The sequence below is a fragment of the Caballeronia glathei genome (genome assembly GCF_000698595.1).
GTDB lineage: Bacteria > Pseudomonadota > Gammaproteobacteria > Burkholderiales > Burkholderiaceae > Caballeronia > Caballeronia glathei.
Window position 1 is genome coordinate 1 of record NZ_JFHC01000055.1, and the last position, 18,350, is coordinate 18,350.

Annotated in this window: 19 protein-coding genes; 13 read left to right on the forward strand and 6 right to left on the reverse strand. The window is 64.8% G+C overall.

Features of this window, described 5'->3' with window-relative positions; all coding sequences use genetic code 11:
• Nucleotides 1–31: 31 nt before the first annotated feature.
• On the reverse strand, nucleotides 32–808 hold the full coding sequence (locus tag BG61_RS27465) for an enoyl-CoA hydratase (protein ID WP_035936085.1): 777 nt from the start codon (nucleotides 806–808) through the stop codon (nucleotides 32–34).
• Nucleotides 809–949: 141 nt separating this feature from the next.
• Between BG61_RS27465 and paaN the strand changes: the two genes are divergently transcribed.
• The 4 genes from paaN (at nucleotide 950) to paaK (ending at nucleotide 5,405) form a co-directional block, all read left to right on the forward strand.
• Complete coding sequence (gene paaN / locus BG61_RS27470; protein WP_035936088.1) at nucleotides 950–2,659, forward strand: phenylacetic acid degradation protein PaaN; 1,710 nt, start codon at nucleotides 950–952, stop codon at nucleotides 2,657–2,659.
• 133 nt (nucleotides 2,660–2,792) lie between these two features.
• Entirely contained in the window at nucleotides 2,793–3,584 is a 792-nt protein-coding gene (gene paaG, locus BG61_RS27475) for a 2-(1,2-epoxy-1,2-dihydrophenyl)acetyl-CoA isomerase PaaG (protein WP_035936090.1), read from the forward strand.
• A gap of 56 nt (nucleotides 3,585–3,640) precedes the next feature.
• The gene (gene paaI, locus BG61_RS27480) at nucleotides 3,641–4,027 is read left to right on the forward strand and encodes a hydroxyphenylacetyl-CoA thioesterase PaaI (RefSeq protein WP_232256341.1); all 387 of its coding nucleotides are present in this window, start codon (nucleotides 3,641–3,643) and stop codon (nucleotides 4,025–4,027) included.
• 73 nt (nucleotides 4,028–4,100) lie between these two features.
• Complete coding sequence (gene paaK, locus BG61_RS27485) at nucleotides 4,101–5,405, forward strand: phenylacetate--CoA ligase PaaK (RefSeq protein WP_035936094.1); 1,305 nt, start codon at nucleotides 4,101–4,103, stop codon at nucleotides 5,403–5,405.
• A 122-nt stretch (nucleotides 5,406–5,527) separates the two neighbouring features.
• Here the strand turns inward: paaK and mltA are convergent, their stop codons facing one another.
• Nucleotides 5,528–6,694 (reverse strand): murein transglycosylase A, encoded by a 1,167-nt coding sequence (gene mltA, locus BG61_RS27490; protein ID WP_035936095.1) that lies wholly within the window; start codon nucleotides 6,692–6,694, stop codon nucleotides 5,528–5,530.
• Here mltA and BG61_RS44145 point away from each other — a divergent pair.
• Nucleotides 6,693–6,836 carry a hypothetical protein gene (locus tag BG61_RS44145; protein ID WP_035936096.1) on the forward strand — a complete coding sequence of 48 codons (144 nt, stop codon included), beginning with the start codon at nucleotides 6,693–6,695 and terminating at the stop codon, nucleotides 6,834–6,836. The two genes, mltA and BG61_RS44145, sit on opposite strands and share 2 nt — an antisense overlap.
• Nucleotides 6,837–6,843: 7 nt before the next feature.
• Here BG61_RS44145 and apaG read toward each other — a convergent pair whose 3' ends face one another.
• Nucleotides 6,844–7,218, reverse strand: a complete 375-nt coding sequence (gene apaG / locus BG61_RS27500; RefSeq protein ID WP_035936097.1) for a Co2+/Mg2+ efflux protein ApaG — start codon at nucleotides 7,216–7,218, stop codon at nucleotides 6,844–6,846.
• A 200-nt stretch (nucleotides 7,219–7,418) separates the two neighbouring features.
• Between apaG and rpe the strand changes: the two genes are divergently transcribed.
• The 8 genes from rpe (at nucleotide 7,419) to BG61_RS27540 (ending at nucleotide 14,727) form a co-directional block, all read left to right on the forward strand.
• Nucleotides 7,419–8,120, forward strand: a complete 702-nt coding sequence (gene rpe / locus BG61_RS27505) for a ribulose-phosphate 3-epimerase (RefSeq protein WP_035936098.1) — start codon at nucleotides 7,419–7,421, stop codon at nucleotides 8,118–8,120.
• The gene (locus BG61_RS27510) at nucleotides 8,117–8,854 is read left to right on the forward strand and encodes a phosphoglycolate phosphatase (protein WP_035936099.1); all 738 of its coding nucleotides are present in this window, start codon (nucleotides 8,117–8,119) and stop codon (nucleotides 8,852–8,854) included. Before rpe ends, BG61_RS27510 begins: the two co-directional genes overlap by 4 nt.
• A gap of 410 nt (nucleotides 8,855–9,264) precedes the next feature.
• On the forward strand, nucleotides 9,265–10,761 hold the full coding sequence (gene trpE / locus BG61_RS27515) for an anthranilate synthase component I (protein ID WP_035936107.1): 1,497 nt from the start codon (nucleotides 9,265–9,267) through the stop codon (nucleotides 10,759–10,761).
• A gap of 13 nt (nucleotides 10,762–10,774) precedes the next feature.
• Nucleotides 10,775–11,359 carry an aminodeoxychorismate/anthranilate synthase component II gene (locus BG61_RS27520; RefSeq protein WP_035936110.1) on the forward strand — a complete coding sequence of 195 codons (585 nt, stop codon included), beginning with the start codon at nucleotides 10,775–10,777 and terminating at the stop codon, nucleotides 11,357–11,359.
• A gap of 94 nt (nucleotides 11,360–11,453) precedes the next feature.
• Nucleotides 11,454–12,485, forward strand: coding sequence for an anthranilate phosphoribosyltransferase (gene trpD, locus BG61_RS27525; protein ID WP_035936111.1), 1,032 nt, complete (start codon nucleotides 11,454–11,456; stop codon nucleotides 12,483–12,485).
• Nucleotides 12,486–12,506: 21 nt separating this feature from the next.
• Nucleotides 12,507–13,292 (forward strand): indole-3-glycerol phosphate synthase TrpC, encoded by a 786-nt coding sequence (gene trpC / locus BG61_RS27530; RefSeq protein ID WP_035936114.1) that lies wholly within the window; start codon nucleotides 12,507–12,509, stop codon nucleotides 13,290–13,292.
• A gap of 20 nt (nucleotides 13,293–13,312) precedes the next feature.
• The gene (locus BG61_RS27535) at nucleotides 13,313–13,969 is read left to right on the forward strand and encodes a CYTH domain-containing protein (RefSeq protein WP_035936117.1); all 657 of its coding nucleotides are present in this window, start codon (nucleotides 13,313–13,315) and stop codon (nucleotides 13,967–13,969) included.
• A complete protein-coding gene (locus tag BG61_RS27540; RefSeq protein ID WP_035936119.1) occupies nucleotides 13,966–14,727 on the forward strand; it encodes a uracil-DNA glycosylase in 762 nt (253 codons plus the stop codon). The genes BG61_RS27535 and BG61_RS27540 overlap by 4 nt, the downstream gene beginning before the upstream one ends.
• An 87-nt stretch (nucleotides 14,728–14,814) precedes the next feature.
• Here BG61_RS27540 and BG61_RS27545 read toward each other — a convergent pair whose 3' ends face one another.
• From BG61_RS27545 to BG61_RS27555, 3 genes are all read right to left on the reverse strand, one after another.
• Nucleotides 14,815–15,411 carry an FMN-dependent NADH-azoreductase gene (locus BG61_RS27545; RefSeq protein ID WP_035936120.1) on the reverse strand — a complete coding sequence of 199 codons (597 nt, stop codon included), beginning with the start codon at nucleotides 15,409–15,411 and terminating at the stop codon, nucleotides 14,815–14,817.
• Nucleotides 15,412–15,613: 202 nt separating this feature from the next.
• A complete protein-coding gene (locus BG61_RS27550; RefSeq protein ID WP_035936123.1) occupies nucleotides 15,614–17,425 on the reverse strand; it encodes a M61 family metallopeptidase in 1,812 nt (603 codons plus the stop codon).
• A 149-nt stretch (nucleotides 17,426–17,574) separates the two neighbouring features.
• The gene (locus BG61_RS27555) at nucleotides 17,575–18,303 is read right to left on the reverse strand and encodes a DsbC family protein (RefSeq protein WP_035936125.1); all 729 of its coding nucleotides are present in this window, start codon (nucleotides 18,301–18,303) and stop codon (nucleotides 17,575–17,577) included.
• Between the last annotated feature and the right edge of the window lie 47 nt (nucleotides 18,304–18,350).

Sequence of the window (18,350 nt, forward strand, 5' to 3'; positions counted from 1 at the left end):
CTCTCATCCGCAAGCGATTTTTGAAGAGAATTTAACGATTCTTGAACACCGGCTTCCGCTTCTCCACGAATGCCGCCATACCTTCCTTCTGATCCTCGGTGGCGAAAAGCGAATGGAACAGCCGGCGCTCGAAATGAAGCCCCTCCGCCAGCGTCGTTTCGTACGCGCGGTTCACCGCCTCCTTGGCCATCATCACAGCGGGTAGCGAGAACCCTGCAATGACCGTCGCTGCATCGATTGCTTCGTCCAGCAGGTGGTCGGCGGCGACGACGCGGGACACTAGGCCCGCGCGCTCGGCCTCGTCGGCGTCCATTAAGCGCGCGGTCAGGCACAGGTCCATTGCCTTCGCCTTGGATACCGCCCGCGGCAGCCGCTGCGTGCCGCCCGCACCCGGAATCACGCCGAGCTTGATCTCCGGCTGACCGAACTTTGCGGTCTGCGCGGCGATGATGATGTCGCACATCATCGCGAGTTCGCAGCCGCCGCCCAACGCGAAGCCCCCTACGGCCGCGATGATCGGCTTGCGAATCGAGCGGATCGTCTCCCAGTTCCGCGTGATGTAATCGCCCTTGTACACGTCCATATAGGAGTAGCTGGCCATCATGCCGATGTCGGCACCCGCCGCGAACGCCTTTTCGCTGCCCGTGAGCACGATCGCACCGATGTCGTCGTCTGCGTCGAACTGCTTGAGCGCGGCGCCCAGCTCGTCCATCAGCGCGTCGTTCAGAGCGTTGAGCGCCTTCGGACGGTTCAGCGTGATCACCCCGACCCGGCCGCGCATTTCGGTCAAAATGTTCTCGTAAGGCATTCGAATCTCCTATTTGTTTACACGTTTTACCCGACGCGAAAACGCTTCGCGTCCGCATCTCGATAATGCTAACATTGCCAAACCAACCGGTCGGTTAATTAATCGAGCGGCCGCCCTCATTCCTCTCTGCCCCTTGCGACCATGACACATCCGCTATTCACGAAGCACCAGGCGACGCTCGACAAAGCGCTCGCCGCCATTGAAACGCGCGGCTACTGGAGCCCGTTTGCCGAGATGCCGAGTCCCAAAGTGTACGGGGAAACGGCGAGCAGCGAAGGCGAAGCGGCCTTCAAAAGCCACCTGAACCGCACCTTCGAACTCGACCAGCCGTCGACGGGCGAGACCGTCGGCAGCGAGCTGTCGCCGTTCGGCATCGCGCTCGGCGTTCGCTATCCGAAGGCCGAGCCGGACGCGCTCCTCGCCGCGTCGGCCGCGGCCCAGACCCAATGGCGCGCGGCGGGCCCGCAGGCGTGGGCGGGCGTAAGCCTCGAGATTCTCTCCCGCCTCAATCGCGCGAGCTTCGAGATCGGCTACAGCGTCATGCACACGACCGGTCAGGCTTTCATGATGGCGTTCCAGGCGGGCGGCCCGCACGCGCAGGACCGCGCGCTGGAAGCGGTCGTGTACGCATGGGACCAGTTGCGCCGGATTCCCGCCGAAGCGTACTGGGAAAAGCCGCAAGGCAAGAACCCGCCGCTCGCGATGCAAAAGCGCTTCACCGTGGTGCCGCGCGGCACGGGCCTCGTCCTCGGCTGCTGCACCTTTCCTACCTGGAACGGCTATCCCGGCCTGTTCGCCGACCTCGCAACGGGCAACACGGTCATCGTCAAGCCGCACCCCGGCGCGATCCTTCCGCTCGCGATCACCGTGCGCATTGCCCGCGACGTCCTGCGCGAAGCCGGCTTTGATCCGAACGTCGTGACGCTGCTTGCCACCGAACCGAACGACGGTCCGCTGGTTCAGGACCTCGCGCAACGCCCGGAAATCAAGCTGATCGACTTCACCGGCAGCACGCAAAACGGCACCTGGCTCGAACGCAATGCGCATCAGGCGCAGGTGTACACCGAAAAGGCCGGCGTCAACCAGATCGTGATCGACTCGGTCGACGACATGAAGGCCGCGGCCCGCAATATCGCGTTCTCGCTCGCGCTCTACTCGGGACAGATGTGTACCGCGCCGCAGAACATCTACGTACCGCGCGACGGCATCCGCACGAGCGAGGGCCAATTGAACTTCGACGACGTCGCGAAAGCCCTCGCTGGCGCGGTAGAGAAGCTCGTTTCCGACCCGGCGCGCGCCGTGGAACTGACCGGCGCAATCCAGAACGACGGCGTGATTCAGCGAATCGCCGAGGCCCGCCAGCTCGGTGACGTGCTCGTCGACAGCCAGGCGCTCGCTCATCCCGTGTTCGCCGACGCCCGCGTCCGCTCGCCCCTGATGGTCAAGCTCGATGCCCGCACCGATTCCGCGAAGTTCACGAAAGAGTGGTTCGGCCCCGTCTCGTTCGTCATCGCGACCGATTCGACCGCCCAGTCGCTCGATCTCGCCGGCTCGATCGCGGCCGAGCACGGCGCGCTCACGCTGTCGGTCTACAGTACCGACGACGCCGTGATCGAGGCCGCGCACGAAGCGGCGATCCTCGGCGGTGTCGCACTGTCGATCAACCTGACGGGTGGCGTCTTCGTCAATCAGTCAGCCGCGTTCTCCGACTTCCACGGCACGGGCGCGAACCCCGCCGCGAATGCCGCGCTCGCGGACGCCGCGTTCGTTGCGAACCGTTTTCGCGTCGTTCAAAGCAGAGTGCATGTTGCACCGAAGGCGTCCCCGGCGGAAGCCGGCCAAACGGCGTAGGCAAAACACCGCGCGGACGGCTTATGCCGTCCGGCCTGATGGAAAGCGCCACGCGCTGCGGCTAGTATCGACATGCATGGCCGCAGCCCGTCGAAGCCCATGCATTCAATGTTCGGATACGAAAGGAGCCACCATGTCCGACAAATCGGTCCTGTTTCACATCGACGGCGACTCGCGGGTCGCGACGCTCACGCTTAATCGCCCGGACAAGCTCAATAGTTTCACGCGCGCGATGCACGGCGAGATGAGCCATGCGCTCACCGAAATCGAGGCGAGCAATGCGCGAGCGCTCGTCATTACCGGCGCCGGACGCGGTTTCTGCGCCGGCCAGGATCTGGCCGACCTCGACTTCACGCCGGGTTCGATGACCGACCTCGGCGACCTGATCGACGAGCATTTCAACCCGCTCGTGCGCCGCCTGCAGGCGATGGCGCTGCCGGTCATCGCCGCCGTCAACGGCACGGCCGCGGGCGCCGGCGCCAATCTGGCAATGGCCTGCGACCTGATTCTCGCCGCGCGCTCAGCCAGCTTCATCCAGGCGTTCGTGAAGATCGGCCTCGTACCGGATTCGGGTGGCACGTGGCTCCTGCCGCGCCGCGTGGGCGAAGCCCGCGCGCTCGGACTGGCGCTGACGGGCGACAAGCTGGGCGCGGAAAAGGCCGAAGCGTGGGGCATCGTCTGGCGGGTGGTCGAAGATCAGGAGCTGCATCAGTCGGCTGCGCAACTGGCTGCGCAACTCGCCCAGCAGCCGGCCGGTGCCGTCGCCGCGATCAAACATGCGATCCGCGCAAGCGCGAACAATACGCTCGACCAGCAACTCGATCTCGAACGCGACTGGCAACGCACCCTCGGCGCATCGCATGACTATGCCGAGGGCGTCGCCGCGTTCAAGGAAAAGCGCGCGCCGCGCTTCGAAGGTCTGTGAGATTTCTGGGGACACCTGTGACGCCACAACAACTCGCCGAACAAGCCGCCAATGCAATGTACGAATCCGACGCGTGCACGCGCGCCCTCGGCATCGAACTGATCGAAGTGCGCCCCGGCTACGCACGCCTGCAAATGAACGTGCGCCCGGATTTCCTGAACGGACACGGCATCTGCCACGGCGGGCTGATCTTCACCCTCGCGGATTCGACCTTCGCGTTCGCCTGCAACTCATACAACATCAACACGGTGGCCGCCGGCTGTTCGATCGAATTCCTGCGAGCCGTAAAGGGCGGCGACCTCCTGACGGCCGAGGGGATCGAACAGACCCTCAACGGCCGCACCGGCATCTACGACATCCGGGTAACGAATCGCGAAGGAGAAACGGTCGCCATGTTTCGCGGCAAATCGGCCCAGATCAAAGGCACCGTGATTCCGGTCTGAACCAGTAATCCAGATTGACGGATGCCGGCGCACCCGGCCCGTGACATATAAACGAGCAAGAAGGAGACATCCGATGACTACCCCGCTGCCGCTCGAGCCCATCGAAAAGGCGAGCCGCGACGAACTCGCCGCGCTGCAACTCGAACGCCTGAAATGGTCGCTCACGCACGCTTTCGAGAATTCGCCTGTGTACCGGCGCAAGTTCGACGAGGCTGGCGTGCATCCCGGCGACCTCAAGTCGCTCGCCGATCTCGCGCGCTATCCGTTCACGCACAAGAAGGATCTGCGCGACAACTATCCGTTCGGCATGTTCGCGGTGCCGCAGGAGCAGGTTTCGCGCATTCACGCATCGTCGGGGACGACCGGCAAGCCGACCGTCGTCGGCTACACCGCGAAGGACATCGACACCTGGGCGAATCTCGTCGCGCGCTCGATCCGCGCAGCGGGCGCCCGCCGCGGCGACAAAGTGCACGTGAGCTACGGCTACGGGCTCTTTACCGGCGGCCTCGGCGCACACTACGGCGCCGAGCGCGCGGGCCTCACCGTCATTCCGTTCGGCGGCGGCCAGACCGAGAAGCAGGTCCAGCTCATCCAGGACTTCCGGCCGGACATCATCATGGTCACGCCGAGCTACATGCTGTCGATCGCCGACGAACTGGAGCGGCAAGGCCTCGATCCGGCAAGCTGCTCGCTTCGCATCGGCATCTTCGGCGCGGAACCGTGGACGAACGACATGCGCTCGGCAATCGAAAAGCGCATGGGCATCGATGCCGTCGACATCTACGGGCTATCGGAAGTCATCGGCCCGGGCGTGGCGTCGGAATGCGCGGAGACCAAGGACGGCCCGACGATCTGGGAAGACCATTTCTACCCCGAAATCATCGACCCGGAAACGGGCGAAGTGCTGCCAGACGGCGAATTCGGCGAACTCGTGTTCACGTCGCTGACGAAGGAGGCCCTGCCGATCATCCGCTATCGCACGCGCGATCTCACGCGGCTTCTGCCGGGCACGGCGCGCACGATGCGCCGCATGGAGAAGATCACCGGCCGCTCGGACGACATGATGATCATCCGCGGCGTGAACGTGTTCCCGACCCAGATCGAGGAACTGCTGCTCAAGCGCCACGCGCTCGCGCCGCACTACCAGATCGTGCTGACCAAGGAAGGCCCGCTCGACGTCATGACGCTCAATGTCGAGCCGTGTCCGGAAACGGCGCCCGATCTCGCCGCGCTCGAAAGTGCCAAGGCCGCCCTCGTGTACGACATCAAGGCGCTGATCGGCGTGAGCGCCGTGGTGAACGTGCTGGGGGTCAACGGGATCGAACGGTCGGTCGGAAAGGCGCGGCGGGTCGTGGACCGGAGAAACCTGAAGGCGTGAGGATGTCGGCGGCGGGATGAAGGGCGGCGCTCGCGCGCCGCCGCAGATCTTCGAAGCGTCAAGGCCTCGAAACGCCGGCCCCAACGTCGTGCCCGTGTCCTTACGGCTTACGACCTACGGACCTACGAATTGGGCAGCAGCAGCCACATCCGGCCGCCCTGCTTCATGCGGCCGGCCAGGTCGCCGGCGTCGTCGCCGAGACCCCAGAAATAGTCGGCGCGTACGCCGCCCTTGATCGCGCTGCCCGTGTCCTGGGCGAACACCAGCCGGTTCATCGGCGAGTTGCTCAGCGGGCGCGTGGTCTGAAGGAAAACCGGCGTGCCGAGCGGAATCGCCGAAGGATCGACGGCGATCGAGCGTTCCGGCGTCAGTGGAACACCTAGCGCACCGACCGGGCCGTCCCCGAGGCTCGCGGGCATCACGTCGTTCGCCGGCATTTCGCGAAAGAACACGAAGCGCGGATTGACGTCGAGCAAGGCATCGACGCGCGCCGGATTCGCTTTCGCCCACGCCTTGATGCCCTGCATCGTCGCCTGCGCGGGTGTCAGTTCGCGGCGGTCCAGCAGCTCGCGGCCGATCGACTTGTAGGGCTGGTTGTTCGTTCCGCCAAAGCCGACCCGCATGACGCTGCCATCTTCCATCACGACGCGCCCCGAGCCCTGCACTTGCAGGAAGAACGCTTCGATCGGATCGTCGACCCATACCAGTTCATTGCCCTCCAGCGCCCCCGAACGCTCGAGCTGGGCGCGCGGCGGAAGCGCCGAGCCCGCCTTGTAGCGATACGGCCATTTGTAGAGCGCGTACTGATAGGAGCCGTGGCGCGTGCGCGAACCGCGCAGGAGGGGCTCGTAATAGCCGGTCACGAGCCCGTCGAGCGTGCCGTCGGTGTTCGCCAGCTGAAACGGCGTGAAATAGGTTTCGAAGAAATCGCGGGCGGCCGTCATGTCGAGATCATCCAGACGCTGCGCGGCAGCGCAGGCCTTCTGCCAGTTCGGCTGGCGCGCGAGCCGGCTGCAGTTCTGACGCAGCGCGGCCGTCGCTCCGATCAGGGAATCGTCCTGCCAGCCAGGAACCTGCTGCCAGCTCACCGCGGTCAGGCGGGCCGCGGCGCGCTGCCCCGTGACGATCGGCGTGCCGCCGGGCGCCGTGCCGAGCCCGGATTTGACCGCGCTGCCGCCGCCACACGCCGCGAGCAGGACCGCCGCTGCAATTGAAGCTGCCCAGCCCGCTGCTCCTGCGGCGGGGCGGTTGAAACGCATACAATGTTCGTTCTTGATGGGAACCGCCATGTCTGATCTGTTCGACGAATATCCAATGCTGATTTTTGCGCTCGAGTCGCTCGTCGCGCTGCTCCTGCTGATTTTTATCGTCGTGTGGACGGCGTCGGGCAAGAAGAAGAACCGGGCGAACGATTCGGCGAAGCGCCGCTGATTCGGGTTCAGTGCAGCGTGCGCGGCATGTGCAGCGCGAATTCCGCCACCGGCGCCTCGAAACGCTCGCCGTCCTCGGCCACGCAGAAATACGCGCCACGCATCGTGCCGACCGGCGTGGCGATCACCGCCCAGCTCGTATATTCGAATTGTTCGCCCGGCGGCAGCAGCGGCTGATGGCCGACCACGCCCAGCCCTTTCACTTCCTGCACGTGATTGTCGCTGTCCGTGATGATCCAGTGGCGAGCAATCAGTTGCGCCGCGACCTCGCCGGTATTGCGGATCGTCAGCGTGTAGGCGAACGCGTACTGGCGGCTATCCGGATCGGACTGCTCGGGCAGATAACGGGTCTGCACCGATACGCTGAATTCATACTGGCTCATCTTTTTTCCAATTCAATGCTGGCGCCCCGGTTCGAGGCGACCAGGCCTACTTCGCCATGTTGGTGACGCATTCTGCTTGATGCGGCCTGACGCCGCAACACGCCGCGCCGGCTCCGGGCGCATCGCCGGCCGTTCGGTCTACGTTCCGGAACGCCGTCGCGCGTTAAAATGACGCCTTTCGATTGCTACCGGCCCACGTCATGACGCAATTTCGCATCGCTCCCAGCATATTGTCCGCCGACTTCTCCCGGCTCGGCGAGGAGGTCCGCAACGTCGTCGCGGCCGGCGCAGACTGGATCCACTTCGACGTGATGGACAACCATTACGTGCCGAACCTGACCATCGGACCGATGGTGTGCGAGGCGATCCGCCCGCACGTGGACGTCCCCATCGACGTGCATCTGATGGTGCGCCCCGTCGACCGGATCGTGCCCGACTTCGCGAAAGCCGGCGCCAATGTGATCAGTTTTCACCCGGAAGGTTCGGATCACATCGACCGCACGCTCTCGCTGATCCGCGATCACGGCTGCAAGGCGGGCCTCGTGTTCAACCCGGCCACGCCGCTCAATTATCTCGATCACGTGATGGACCGCGTCGACCTGGTGCTGATCATGTCGGTGAATCCGGGCTTCGGCGGACAGTCGTTCATTCCCGAGGCGCTCAACAAGCTGCGCGAGGCGCGCTCGCGCATCGACGCCTACCGCGACCGGACCGGCCGCGAGATCCATCTGGAAATCGACGGCGGCGTGAAAGTGGACAACATCGCGGAAATCGCCGCGGCCGGTGCGGACACCTTCGTGGCCGGCTCGGCGATTTTCGGCAAGCACGACTACCGGACGGTGATCGACGAGATGCGCGCCGAACTGGCGAAAACCGAAAGCCAATCCGGAGCACGAAAATGAGCGACCTTGCGGCGGCATCTCCCGCCTTCACGAACAAGCCGATCCGCGCAGCGATCATCGACCTAGACGGCACCATGGTCGACACCGCCGACGACTTCGTCGCGGCCCTCAACGCAATGCTTGCCCGCATCGGCGCGCCGCCCACCGAGCGCGCGGAAGTGATCGGCTACGTCGGGAAGGGATCGGAAAACCTGATTCGCAGCGTGCTCGCCGTGCGCTTTTCACCGTCGCAGGCGGCGGCCCAGTTCGACGACGCCCTCGCCATCTACCAGAGCGAGTACGCGAAGATCAACGGCCGCCACTCCACGCTTTTCCCCGACGTGAAGGAAGGGCTGGAGGCCATGCGCGATCTCGGCATCGCGCTCGCCTGCGTGACGAACAAGCCGCACCGGTTCGCCGTCGAACTGCTCACGCATTTCGGCCTGGCCGGCTATTTCAAGGTAGTGCTGGGCGGCGATTCGCTCGCGCAGAAAAAGCCCGACCCGCTGCCGATGCTGACCGCCTGCGAGCGGCTCGACGTGCTGCCGCGCGAGACGGTGGCTGTCGGCGATTCGGAAAACGATGCGCTCGCTGGCCGCGCGGCGGGCATGGCGACGCTGACGGTACCCTACGGCTACAACCACGGCAAAGCTGTGCAAACAGTAAAATCCGATGGTATAGTTTCTTCGCTGCATGCTGCAGCGCAGGCGATTGCCGCCACCCTGGCACCGCCCACACCTACACCGACTGAATAGTCCATCCTCATGTTTCTGAACAAAAAACGGAGTCTGAGCACCATCGACCGGGGAGCCTGGCCCTGGCGTCGCTGGTCGCGCTAACCTCGCCTGAGGTACGCTGAAGCACCACGCTTCGGCATCCGTTTTTTGCTTCGTTGCGCATCCGCGCGCCGATCCTGCCGATTTGCCTTACCTCGAGTTCTGCTTGAGGCGTGTCCGAGCCGCATCATTCGCCGTGCCGTCGTCTGTGCTGTGCCGCGCGTCATCCCGACGCCCGTGCAGCGCAACGCCGGACCGGCGCGTGCGGCAAAGCGCGGGTACATCTGAACGCCGGATCGGTCCAGCGCGGAAAAACCTGCCGCAGCGCCCCAGTTTTTGGCCGATGCCGCGTATAAATCGAAGACGCGCGACACGTAAAGGATCGAAACATGACCGAACTCGAATTCCAATCGCTGGCGAACGAAGGCTTCAACCGCATTCCGCTGATCGCCGAGGCGCTCGCCGACCTCGAAACGCCCCTTTCCCTCTACCTCAAGCTCGCGCAGGCCGAACGCAACGGCGCGAACTCGTTCCTGCTGGAGTCGGTGGTCGGCGGTGAGCGCTTCGGACGCTATTCGTTCATCGGCCTGCCCGCGCGGACCATGGTCCGCGCGCAGAACGGCGTGTCGGAAGTGGTCCGGGACGGCAAGACGATCGAGACGGACGAAGGCGATCCGCTCGCATTCATCGAGCAATTCCAGAAACGCTTCAAAGTGGCGCAGCGGCCGGGCCTGCCGCGCTTTTGCGGCGGCCTCGCCGGCTATTTCGGCTATGACGCGGTGCGCTATATCGAAAAGAAGCTGGCGAACACCGCGCCGCCCGACGATCTCGGCCTGCCCGACATCCAGTTGCTGCTGACCGAGGAAGTGGCGGTCATCGACAACCTCGCCGGCAAGCTCTACCTGATCGTCTACGCCGATCCGATGGTGCCCGAGGCCTACACGAAGGCGAAGCAGCGTCTGCGCGAACTGCGCGCGCGCCTGCGCACGACGGTCCAGCCGCCGGTGACCTCGCCGAGCGTGCGCACCGAGACGCACCGGGAGTTCGCCAAGGAGGATTACCTGAACGCGGTGCGCCGCGCGAAGGAATACATCGCGGCCGGCGAACTGATGCAGGTCCAGGTCGGCCAGCGCCTCATCAAGCCGTTCCGCGACAATCCTCTTTCGCTCTACCGCGCGCTTCGCTCGCTGAATCCGTCGCCCTATATGTATTACTACAACTTCGGCGGCGAATTTCACGTCGTCGGGGCGTCGCCGGAAATTCTCGTGCGGCAGGAAAAACGCGCCGAAGACCAGATCGTCACGATTCGCCCGCTCGCCGGCACCCGGCCGCGCGGCAACACGCCCGAGCGCGACGCCGAACTCGCCACCGAACTGCTGAACGATCCGAAGGAAATCGCCGAGCACGTCATGCTGATCGACCTCGCGCGCAACGACGTCGGCCGCATCGCGCAGACGGGCTCGGTTGCGGTGACGGACAAGATGATCATCGAGAAGTACTCGCACGTTCAGCACATCGTCAGTTCGGTGGAGGGCAAGCTCAAGCCCGGCATGACGAACTACGACGTGCTGCGCGCGACGTTCCCCGCCGGCACGCTCTCGGGCGCGCCGAAGGTGCGCGCGATGGAACTTATCGACGAACTCGAACCCGTGAAGCGCGGCCTGTACGGCGGCGCCGTCGGCTACCTGTCGTTCTCGGGCGAGATGGATCTCGCCATCGCGATCCGCACCGGACTCATCCACAAGGGCAATCTGTACGTGCAGGCCGCGGCGGGCATCGTCGCGGATTCGGTGCCGGAATCCGAATGGCAGGAGACCGAGAACAAGGCGCGCGCTGTGCTGCGCGCCGCCGAGCAGGTGCAGGACGGCCTCGACATCGACTTCTGACCGGAGAAAGACCATGCTTCTGATGATCGACAACTACGACTCGTTCACCTACAACCTGGTCCAGTACTTCGGCGAACTCGGCGAAGACGTGGAGACCTACCGCAACGACGAGATCACCCTCGACGGAATCGCGAAGCTCAACCCCGCGCGCATCTGCCTGTCGCCGGGGCCGAGCAACCCGCAACACGCGGGCATCACACTCGACGTGCTGCGCGAATTCTCCGGCAAGCTGCCGATTCTCGGCGTCTGCCTCGGCCATCAGGCGATCGGCGAGGCGTTCGGCGGACGCGTCGTGCGCGCGCAGACCATCATGCACGGCAAGGTGAGCGAGATCGAAACCGACTGCAAGGGCGTGTTCTCCGACCTGCCGAAGCACTTCAAGGTGACGCGCTATCACTCGCTTGCGATCGAGCGCGAATCGCTGCCGGATTGCCTCGAAATATCGGCGTGGACGCCGGACGGCGAAATCATGGGCGTGCGCCACAAGGAACTGGCGGTCGAGGGCGTGCAGTTCCACCCCGAATCGATCCTGTCCGAACACGGCCACGCGCTGCTCGAAAACTTCGTGAAAAGTCCTGCGCAGGGCAAGCGCGCGTAGATAAGCGAACGAAATCGAACGAGCAGGAAGCAAGCGCGCGCAAAGAGCGCGCTACGAGAAACGAAAGAAACGAAAGAAGCGAGGGGAGGAGCCCATCATGATCACTGCCCAGGAAGCGCTGCAACGCACGATCGAGCACCGCGAGATTTTCCACGACGAAATGCTGCACCTGATGCGCATGATCATGCGCGGCGAGATGTCGCCGGTCATGGCCGCTGCGATCATCACGGGCCTGCGCGTGAAGAAGGAAACCATCGGTGAAATCGCCGCGGCCGCGACGGTGATGCGCGAATTCGCGAACCACGTCGAAGTCGAGGACAACTCGAATTTCGTCGATATCGTCGGCACCGGCGGCGACGGCTCGCACACGTTCAACATTTCCACCGCGACCATGTTCGTCGCGGCGGCGGCCGGCGCGAAAGTCGCGAAACACGGCAATCGCGGCGTATCGAGCAAGTCGGGCAGCGCGGACGTGCTGGAAGCGCTCGGCGTGAACATCGATCTGACACCGGAACAGGTTGCCGCATCGATCGCCGAAACCGGCATGGGATTCATGTTCGCGCCGAACCATCATCCGGCGATGAAGAACATCGCACCGGTGCGCCGCGAACTCGGTGTGCGCACGATCTTCAACATCCTCGGGCCGCTCACCAATCCGGCGGGCGCGCCGAACCAGCTGCAGGGCGTGTTCCACGAGGACCTGGTCGGCATTCAGGTGCGCGTGATGCAGCGGCTCGGCGCGAAGCACGTGCTCGTCGTGTACGGCAAGGACGGCATGGACGAGGTGTCGCTCGGCGCGGCGACGAAGGTCGGCGAACTGGTGCACGGGGAAGTGCGCGAGTATGAGATCCATCCGGAAGACTTTGGCTTGCAGATGGTGTCGAATCGCACGCTCAAGGTCGCGGACGCGCAGGAATCGAAGACGATGCTGCTCGGCGCGCTGAACAACAAGGTGTGCGTCGCGCGCGAGATCGTCACGCTGAACGCGGGCACGGCGCTCTATGCGGCGAACGTGGTCGAATCGATTGCGGACGGAATGGGCGTGGCCCGCGAGGCGATCGCGAGCGGCGCTGCGCGCGAAAAAGTAGACGAACTGGTACGCTTTACCCAGCAATTTTCGAAATAGCGGGATCAAGGACACCAGACAATGAGCGATATTCTCGACCGCATCATCGCGGTCAAACGCGAAGAAATCCGCGCCGCCGAGCAAAGCGCGCCGATCGAGGAACTGCGGCTCGAAGCGAGCGCACGCGATCTGCGCGATTTCGTCGGCGCGCTGCGTGCGAAGCATGCCGAAGGCAAGCCCGCGATCATCGCGGAAGTGAAGAAGGCGAGTCCGTCGAAGGGCGTGCTGCGCGAGCATTTCGTGCCCGCCGACATCGCGCGGTCCTACGAAAAAGGTGGCGCCGCGTGCCTTTCCGTGCTGACCGACGTGCAGTTCTTCAAGGGCAGCGTCGCGTATCTGGAAGAAGCGCGCGCCGCGTGCAGCCTGCCGGTGCTGCGCAAGGACTTCATCATCGATCCGTACCAGGTGCTCGAAGCCCGCGCGATGGGCGCCGACTGCATCCTGCTGATCGCCGCGGCGCTCACGCTCCCGCAGATGCAGGACCTCGAAGCCTACGCGCATTCGCTCGGGCTGGCGGTGCTCGTCGAAGTGCACGACGCCGACGAACTGGTTCGCGCGCTCACGCTCAAGACGCCGCTGATCGGCGTGAACAACCGCAATCTGCGCACTTTCGAGACATCGGTCGACACGACCATCAACATGCTCGACATGATTCCCGACGAGCGCATCGTCGTCACGGAGTCGGGCATCGTGTGCCGCGCCGACGTCGAGCGGCTGCGCGCGATGCACGTGGATACCTTCCTCGTCGGCGAGGCGTTCATGCGCGCCGAAGACCCCGGCACCGAACTCGCGCGCATGTTCATCTGACCATTCCCGGAACCGCCATTTTGAGTATCGAACGCGAGATCAAGCTCGCGCTGCCCGCGTCGCAACACGACGCGGTCGCGCAATTCTTCGCCGAACACACCGGACGCGAGGGAACGGCCATCGCGCTGGCGAACGTCTATTTCGACACGCCCGCGCTGACGCTCGCGAAAGCGAAAAGTGCGCTGCGCCTGCGCCGCACGCCGCAGCAATGGCTTCAGACCTACAAGACGGTGGGCGAGTCGAAGGCGGGCCTGCACAGCCGGCACGAATGGGAACTGCCGGTGCCGGGCGACGCGCTCGATATCGGCGCGCTCCTCGCCGCCTGCGACGACGAAAAAGCATGCCGCGCGCTGAAAGAAGCGGCGCCCGGCCTGATCGCCCTCTTCCGCACGGATTTTTCGCGCATTTTCTGGAACATCGAGCATGACGGCGCGCGGATCGAAGCCGCGCTCGATCTCGGCGACGTCAGCGCGGACGTCAACGGACGGCGGCGCACGTCGCCCATCAGCGAGGTCGAGCTGGAGCTGAAGTCCGGCGACGAAGCCGCCCTTTCCACACTCGCCGCGCACCTGCGAGGCGCCTTTCCCGACCTGCAGCCGGACGACATCAGCAAGGCCCAGCGCGGCTACCTGCTGCGCGAGCAGCCGGAAGACGACGCCCCCGGCGCAATGAAATGAACCAGTCCACTCTTTTCGACGTGCCCGCAACCACCGCCACGCTGGAAAGCCAGTTCGAGGCGCTGCCGCCCGGCTGGCGCGGGCACTTGCGCCCGTTCATCGAAAGCAGGCATTACGCGGCGTTGTGCGCGTTCGTCGACGCCGAGCGCGCGGCGGGCAAGACGGTCTATCCCGCGGACGTATTCCGCGCGCTGCGCCTGACGAGCCCGGACGACGTGAAAATCGTGATTCTCGGGCAGGACCCGTATCACGGCGAGGATCGCGGCGCACCGCAGGCTCACGGGCTGGCGTTCTCGGTGCCATCGCCCGTGCGGCCGCCGCCGTCGCTGCGCAATATATTCAAGGAAATAAGCGCAAGCCTCGGCTTCGACGCGCCGAAGCACGGGTGTCTCGATTCGTGGGCACAGCAGGGCGTGCTGCTCCTGAACACGTCGCTGACGGTGGAGCGCGACAAGGCGGGCAGTCACGCGAAACGCGGCTGGGAGCAATGCACCGACACGCTCATCCACGAACTCGCGACGCGCCACGACAGCCTCGTCTTCATGCTGTGGGGCGCGCATGCGCAGGCAAAGCGCGCGCTGATCGCCGATACCGGCAAGCAGCATTACGTGCTGGAGGCGCCGCATCCGTCGCCGCTGTCGGCGCATCGCGGATTCATCGGTTGCGGACATTTCGCGCTCGCGAACGACTTCCTGAAAAAGCACGGCCGCACGCCGATCGACTGGCGGCTGCCCGACAATCCGCAACTGCTCGCCTGAAAGAAACCCGAGGCGCACGAAAACAAAAGCCCGCCGGCGTCCGAAGACGCGGCGGGCTTTTTTGCTGCTTGCGGTGAGGACTGAAACTTACACCGCGGCGATTGCGTCGCGCGCCGCCGACAGCGCGGCGTTGGCGACTTCCGGGCCCATCGCGAGGCCTTCTGCGTAGATGAAGTTCACGTCGCTCATGCCGAGGAAGCCGAGGAACGAGCTCAGGTACGGCGTCTGCGAATCATGCGGCGTGCCGGCGTACTTGCCGCCGCGTGCCGACACGACGTACACCTTCTTGCCCTGCACCAGACCTTCCGGGCCCGTCGCGGTGTAGCGGAAGGTGATGCCGGCGCGGGCGATCCAGTCGAAGTACGTCTTCAGTTGCGACGAGATGCCGAAGTTGTACAGCGGCGCCGCGATCACGACGATGTCCGCCGCCAGCAGTTCCGCGATCAGCGCTGCGCTGCGGGCGTTGATGGCCTTCTGCTCGGGAGTGCGCTCTTCGTCGGGCGTGAAGAACGCGCCGAGCGTCGCGTCGTCGAGATGCGGGAGGTTGTCGGCCAGCAGGTTGCGCACGACGGTCTTCGCGCCGGGGTTCGCCTGTTGCAGCTTTAGGGTGAGTTCGTCGGCAAGCAGCGTCGATTGGGCGCCTTGCGAGCGGGCTGCGGAATTGATTTGCAGAATGGTCGTCATGGTGGCTCCTGTTCCTTCGTTTGGGTTTCGGGCGCCGTTTGCGCCTCGGACAGGATGCATTCTTCTTTTTTCGCCACTCCGGAACAAGCTGCGCACTCGCGACGGATTGTTGCACTGGTAGAACAATCCGCCGCACCGGGGCGGGTCGGCATGGCGAAATGCCGAATAACGCCACTTCAGCCTGCTTCTCTAGCCCGCTTCACTAACCCTTGAGCCAGCGCTCTCGCCACTGTTTCGCCGGGCCCCGGCCATCGGCGGCCGTGAGCGTATAGCGCGCGATTTCCGGCGCGTCGAGCTTCACATCCGTGCGGCGCAACTCGTCGCGCCGGAACGCGTGCACTTCGACCTTCGCGCCCGGCAGATAGCGGGACAACAGGCTGTCGAGATTGGACCCCGTGACGCGCAGGCCGTCGAGGGCGACCAGCACGTCGCCCGCCGACAAGCCCGCCTTCTGCGCCGCGCTGCCCTCGTGGACCACCGCGAGCACGCAGTCCGCACCACCCGCTGCGCCCGCCTTCACGCGCGCGCCGAGCGACGGCTTGCCCGCCGTGCCGTTGGTGGGGACGTCGGCGGCAAGCGTCACGCCGAACGGCTCCAGGAGCGCTTCGAGCGGCAGATCGCGCGTGCCGTGCACGCCGTCGCGGAATAGCTTTTTCAGGTCGGCCCCGGTGGCGTCGGCAAACAGCGCCTCCACTTCCGATTCCTCGATGCCGCGCAGCCTGCCGTTATAGAAATCGCGGCCGTAGCGCTGCCAGAGCAGGCGCATGACATCGTCGAGGGACTTGCGGTTCGCCGTCTGGGCGCGAATCGACAGATCGAACGCGAGCGCGAGGAGCGAGCCCTTCTGGTAATAGCTGACGATCGCGTTCGGCGCGTTTTCGTCCGCGCGGTAGTACTTGACCCACGCGTCGAACGAGCTTTCCGCGACGCTCTGCTTCAACCGCCCGCTGCCGCGCAGCACGCCGCCGATCGTCTTGCCGAGCAGCGTGAAATAGTCGCTTGCGGCGATTACACCGCTGCGCACGAGCATCAGGTCGTCGTAGTACGACGTGAAGCCTTCGAAGAGCCACAGCAGCGACGTGTAATTTTCCTGCGACAGATCATAGGGCGCGAACGCCGCCGGCTTGATCCGCTTCACGTTCCACGTATGGAAATACTCGTGGCTGCACAGGCCCAGATACGTGCGATAGCCGTCGGTCATTTCCGGGCGCCCCGTCACCGGCAGGTCGCCGCGGTTGCAGATCAGCGCGGTCGACGCGCGATGCTCGAGCCCGCCGTAGCCGTCGCTGACGGCGACCGTCATGAACACGTACCGGTCGACGGGCGCCCGCTTCGTGCGCGGCTCGAAAAGCGCGATCTGCGCCTCGCACACGCGCTTCAGATCCGCCGCGAGGCGGCTCATGTCGAGCCCGACGACGCGCCCCGAAATCACGATGTCGTGCTTCACGCCGTGCGCGCTGAAGCTGCCGAGCGCGAATTCGCCGAGCGTCACCGGGTGGTCGATCAGCTCGTCGTAATTCGCCGCCTGATACGTGCCGAAGCCGTAGCGCTTCGTGCCGCGCACTTCAGGCAGCGCCGTCGCGACGCGCCAGTTGCGGTAGGCCGCGCCCTGCGGCGCCCGGATATCGACGACGCACGGCGCATCCGCCTGTCCCTCGACCGCCAGGAACACGCTCGTGCCGTTGAAAAAGCCGATGGTGTCGTCCAGATGCGCGGCGCGCACCGACAGGTCCCAGCCGTACACCTCGTAGCGCAGCGTGACCGGGCCGTCGTGCGGCGCGGCCTGCCACGCGTGCTTGTCGATTTTCTCGATCGCGATGCGGCGGCCCGCGGCGTTGAACGCCTGCAGCGTCACGATGTTGCGCGCGAATTCGCGCACCATGTAGCTGCCCGGAATCCACACGGGCAGCATGAAGCGCTGTCCGGCGGGATCGGGTTGCGCGACGGTGAGCGTCACCTCGAACACGTGCGCGGCGGGATTCTTCGGAACGATGCTGTACTGGATCGGATTCATCGTGCTGTCCTTGTTCTCAGTCGTTGTTCTTGGTCATTGTTCTTATGGGTGTCGCGCCTCGCGCGCGTGGCCTTCGCCGACAGAACCGGGCGTGGCCAGAAATCACAAGAGGCGCCTCGCGCGCCTCTCGGTGGAGCATAGTGCGGATATCAGCGCACCGCCGACAGCTCCTTTTCCAGCCGGTCCGCCGGCACCGCGCCGGGTAGCCGCCGGCCGTCGGCGAGGAACACGGTCGGCGTGCCGGTGACGTTCATCGACTGGCCGAGTTTCAGGTTCTTGTCGATCGCGGCGGTGTCGCAGCTGGCCATCGCCGGCACCTTGTGGTCGAGCATCCAGCTTTCCCAGGCGACCGCGCGGTCCTTCGCGCACCAGATCGACTTCGACTTCACCGTCGAATCCGGTGACAGCACGGGGTACAGGAACGTGTAGACCGTCACGTTGTCGACGGACTTGAGCGTCGTTTCGAGCTGCTTGCAGTACGGGCAGTTCGGGTCGGAGAACACCGCGATCTTGCGGCTGCCGTTGCCTTTCACCACCTTCACCGCGTTCTCGAACGGCAGCTTCGCGAAATCGATCTTGTTCGTTTCCGCGAGGCGCGCTTCCGTGAGATTCGTGCGCGTGCGCGTATCGACGAGGTCGCCGAGCAGCACGTAGTTGCCGGTCGCGTCGCTGTAGACGATCTGCGAGCCGAGGTTCACCTCGTAAAGGCCGGGAATCTGCGTCTTCTGAATGCTCTTGATGTCGGCTTCGCCCATGCGCGATTGCAGCGTGGACTTGAGCTTGTCGGTGGTCTGATCGGCCTGGGCCGAGCAGCCGATGCCGAGAATCGCGCCGAGCGCGACAGCCGCGACGATGGCCGGGCGAAAGATGTTTTTCATGCGGGTTTCCTGTGATTCCTGAAGGACGCGGGCGTGGTTCGCCCGCG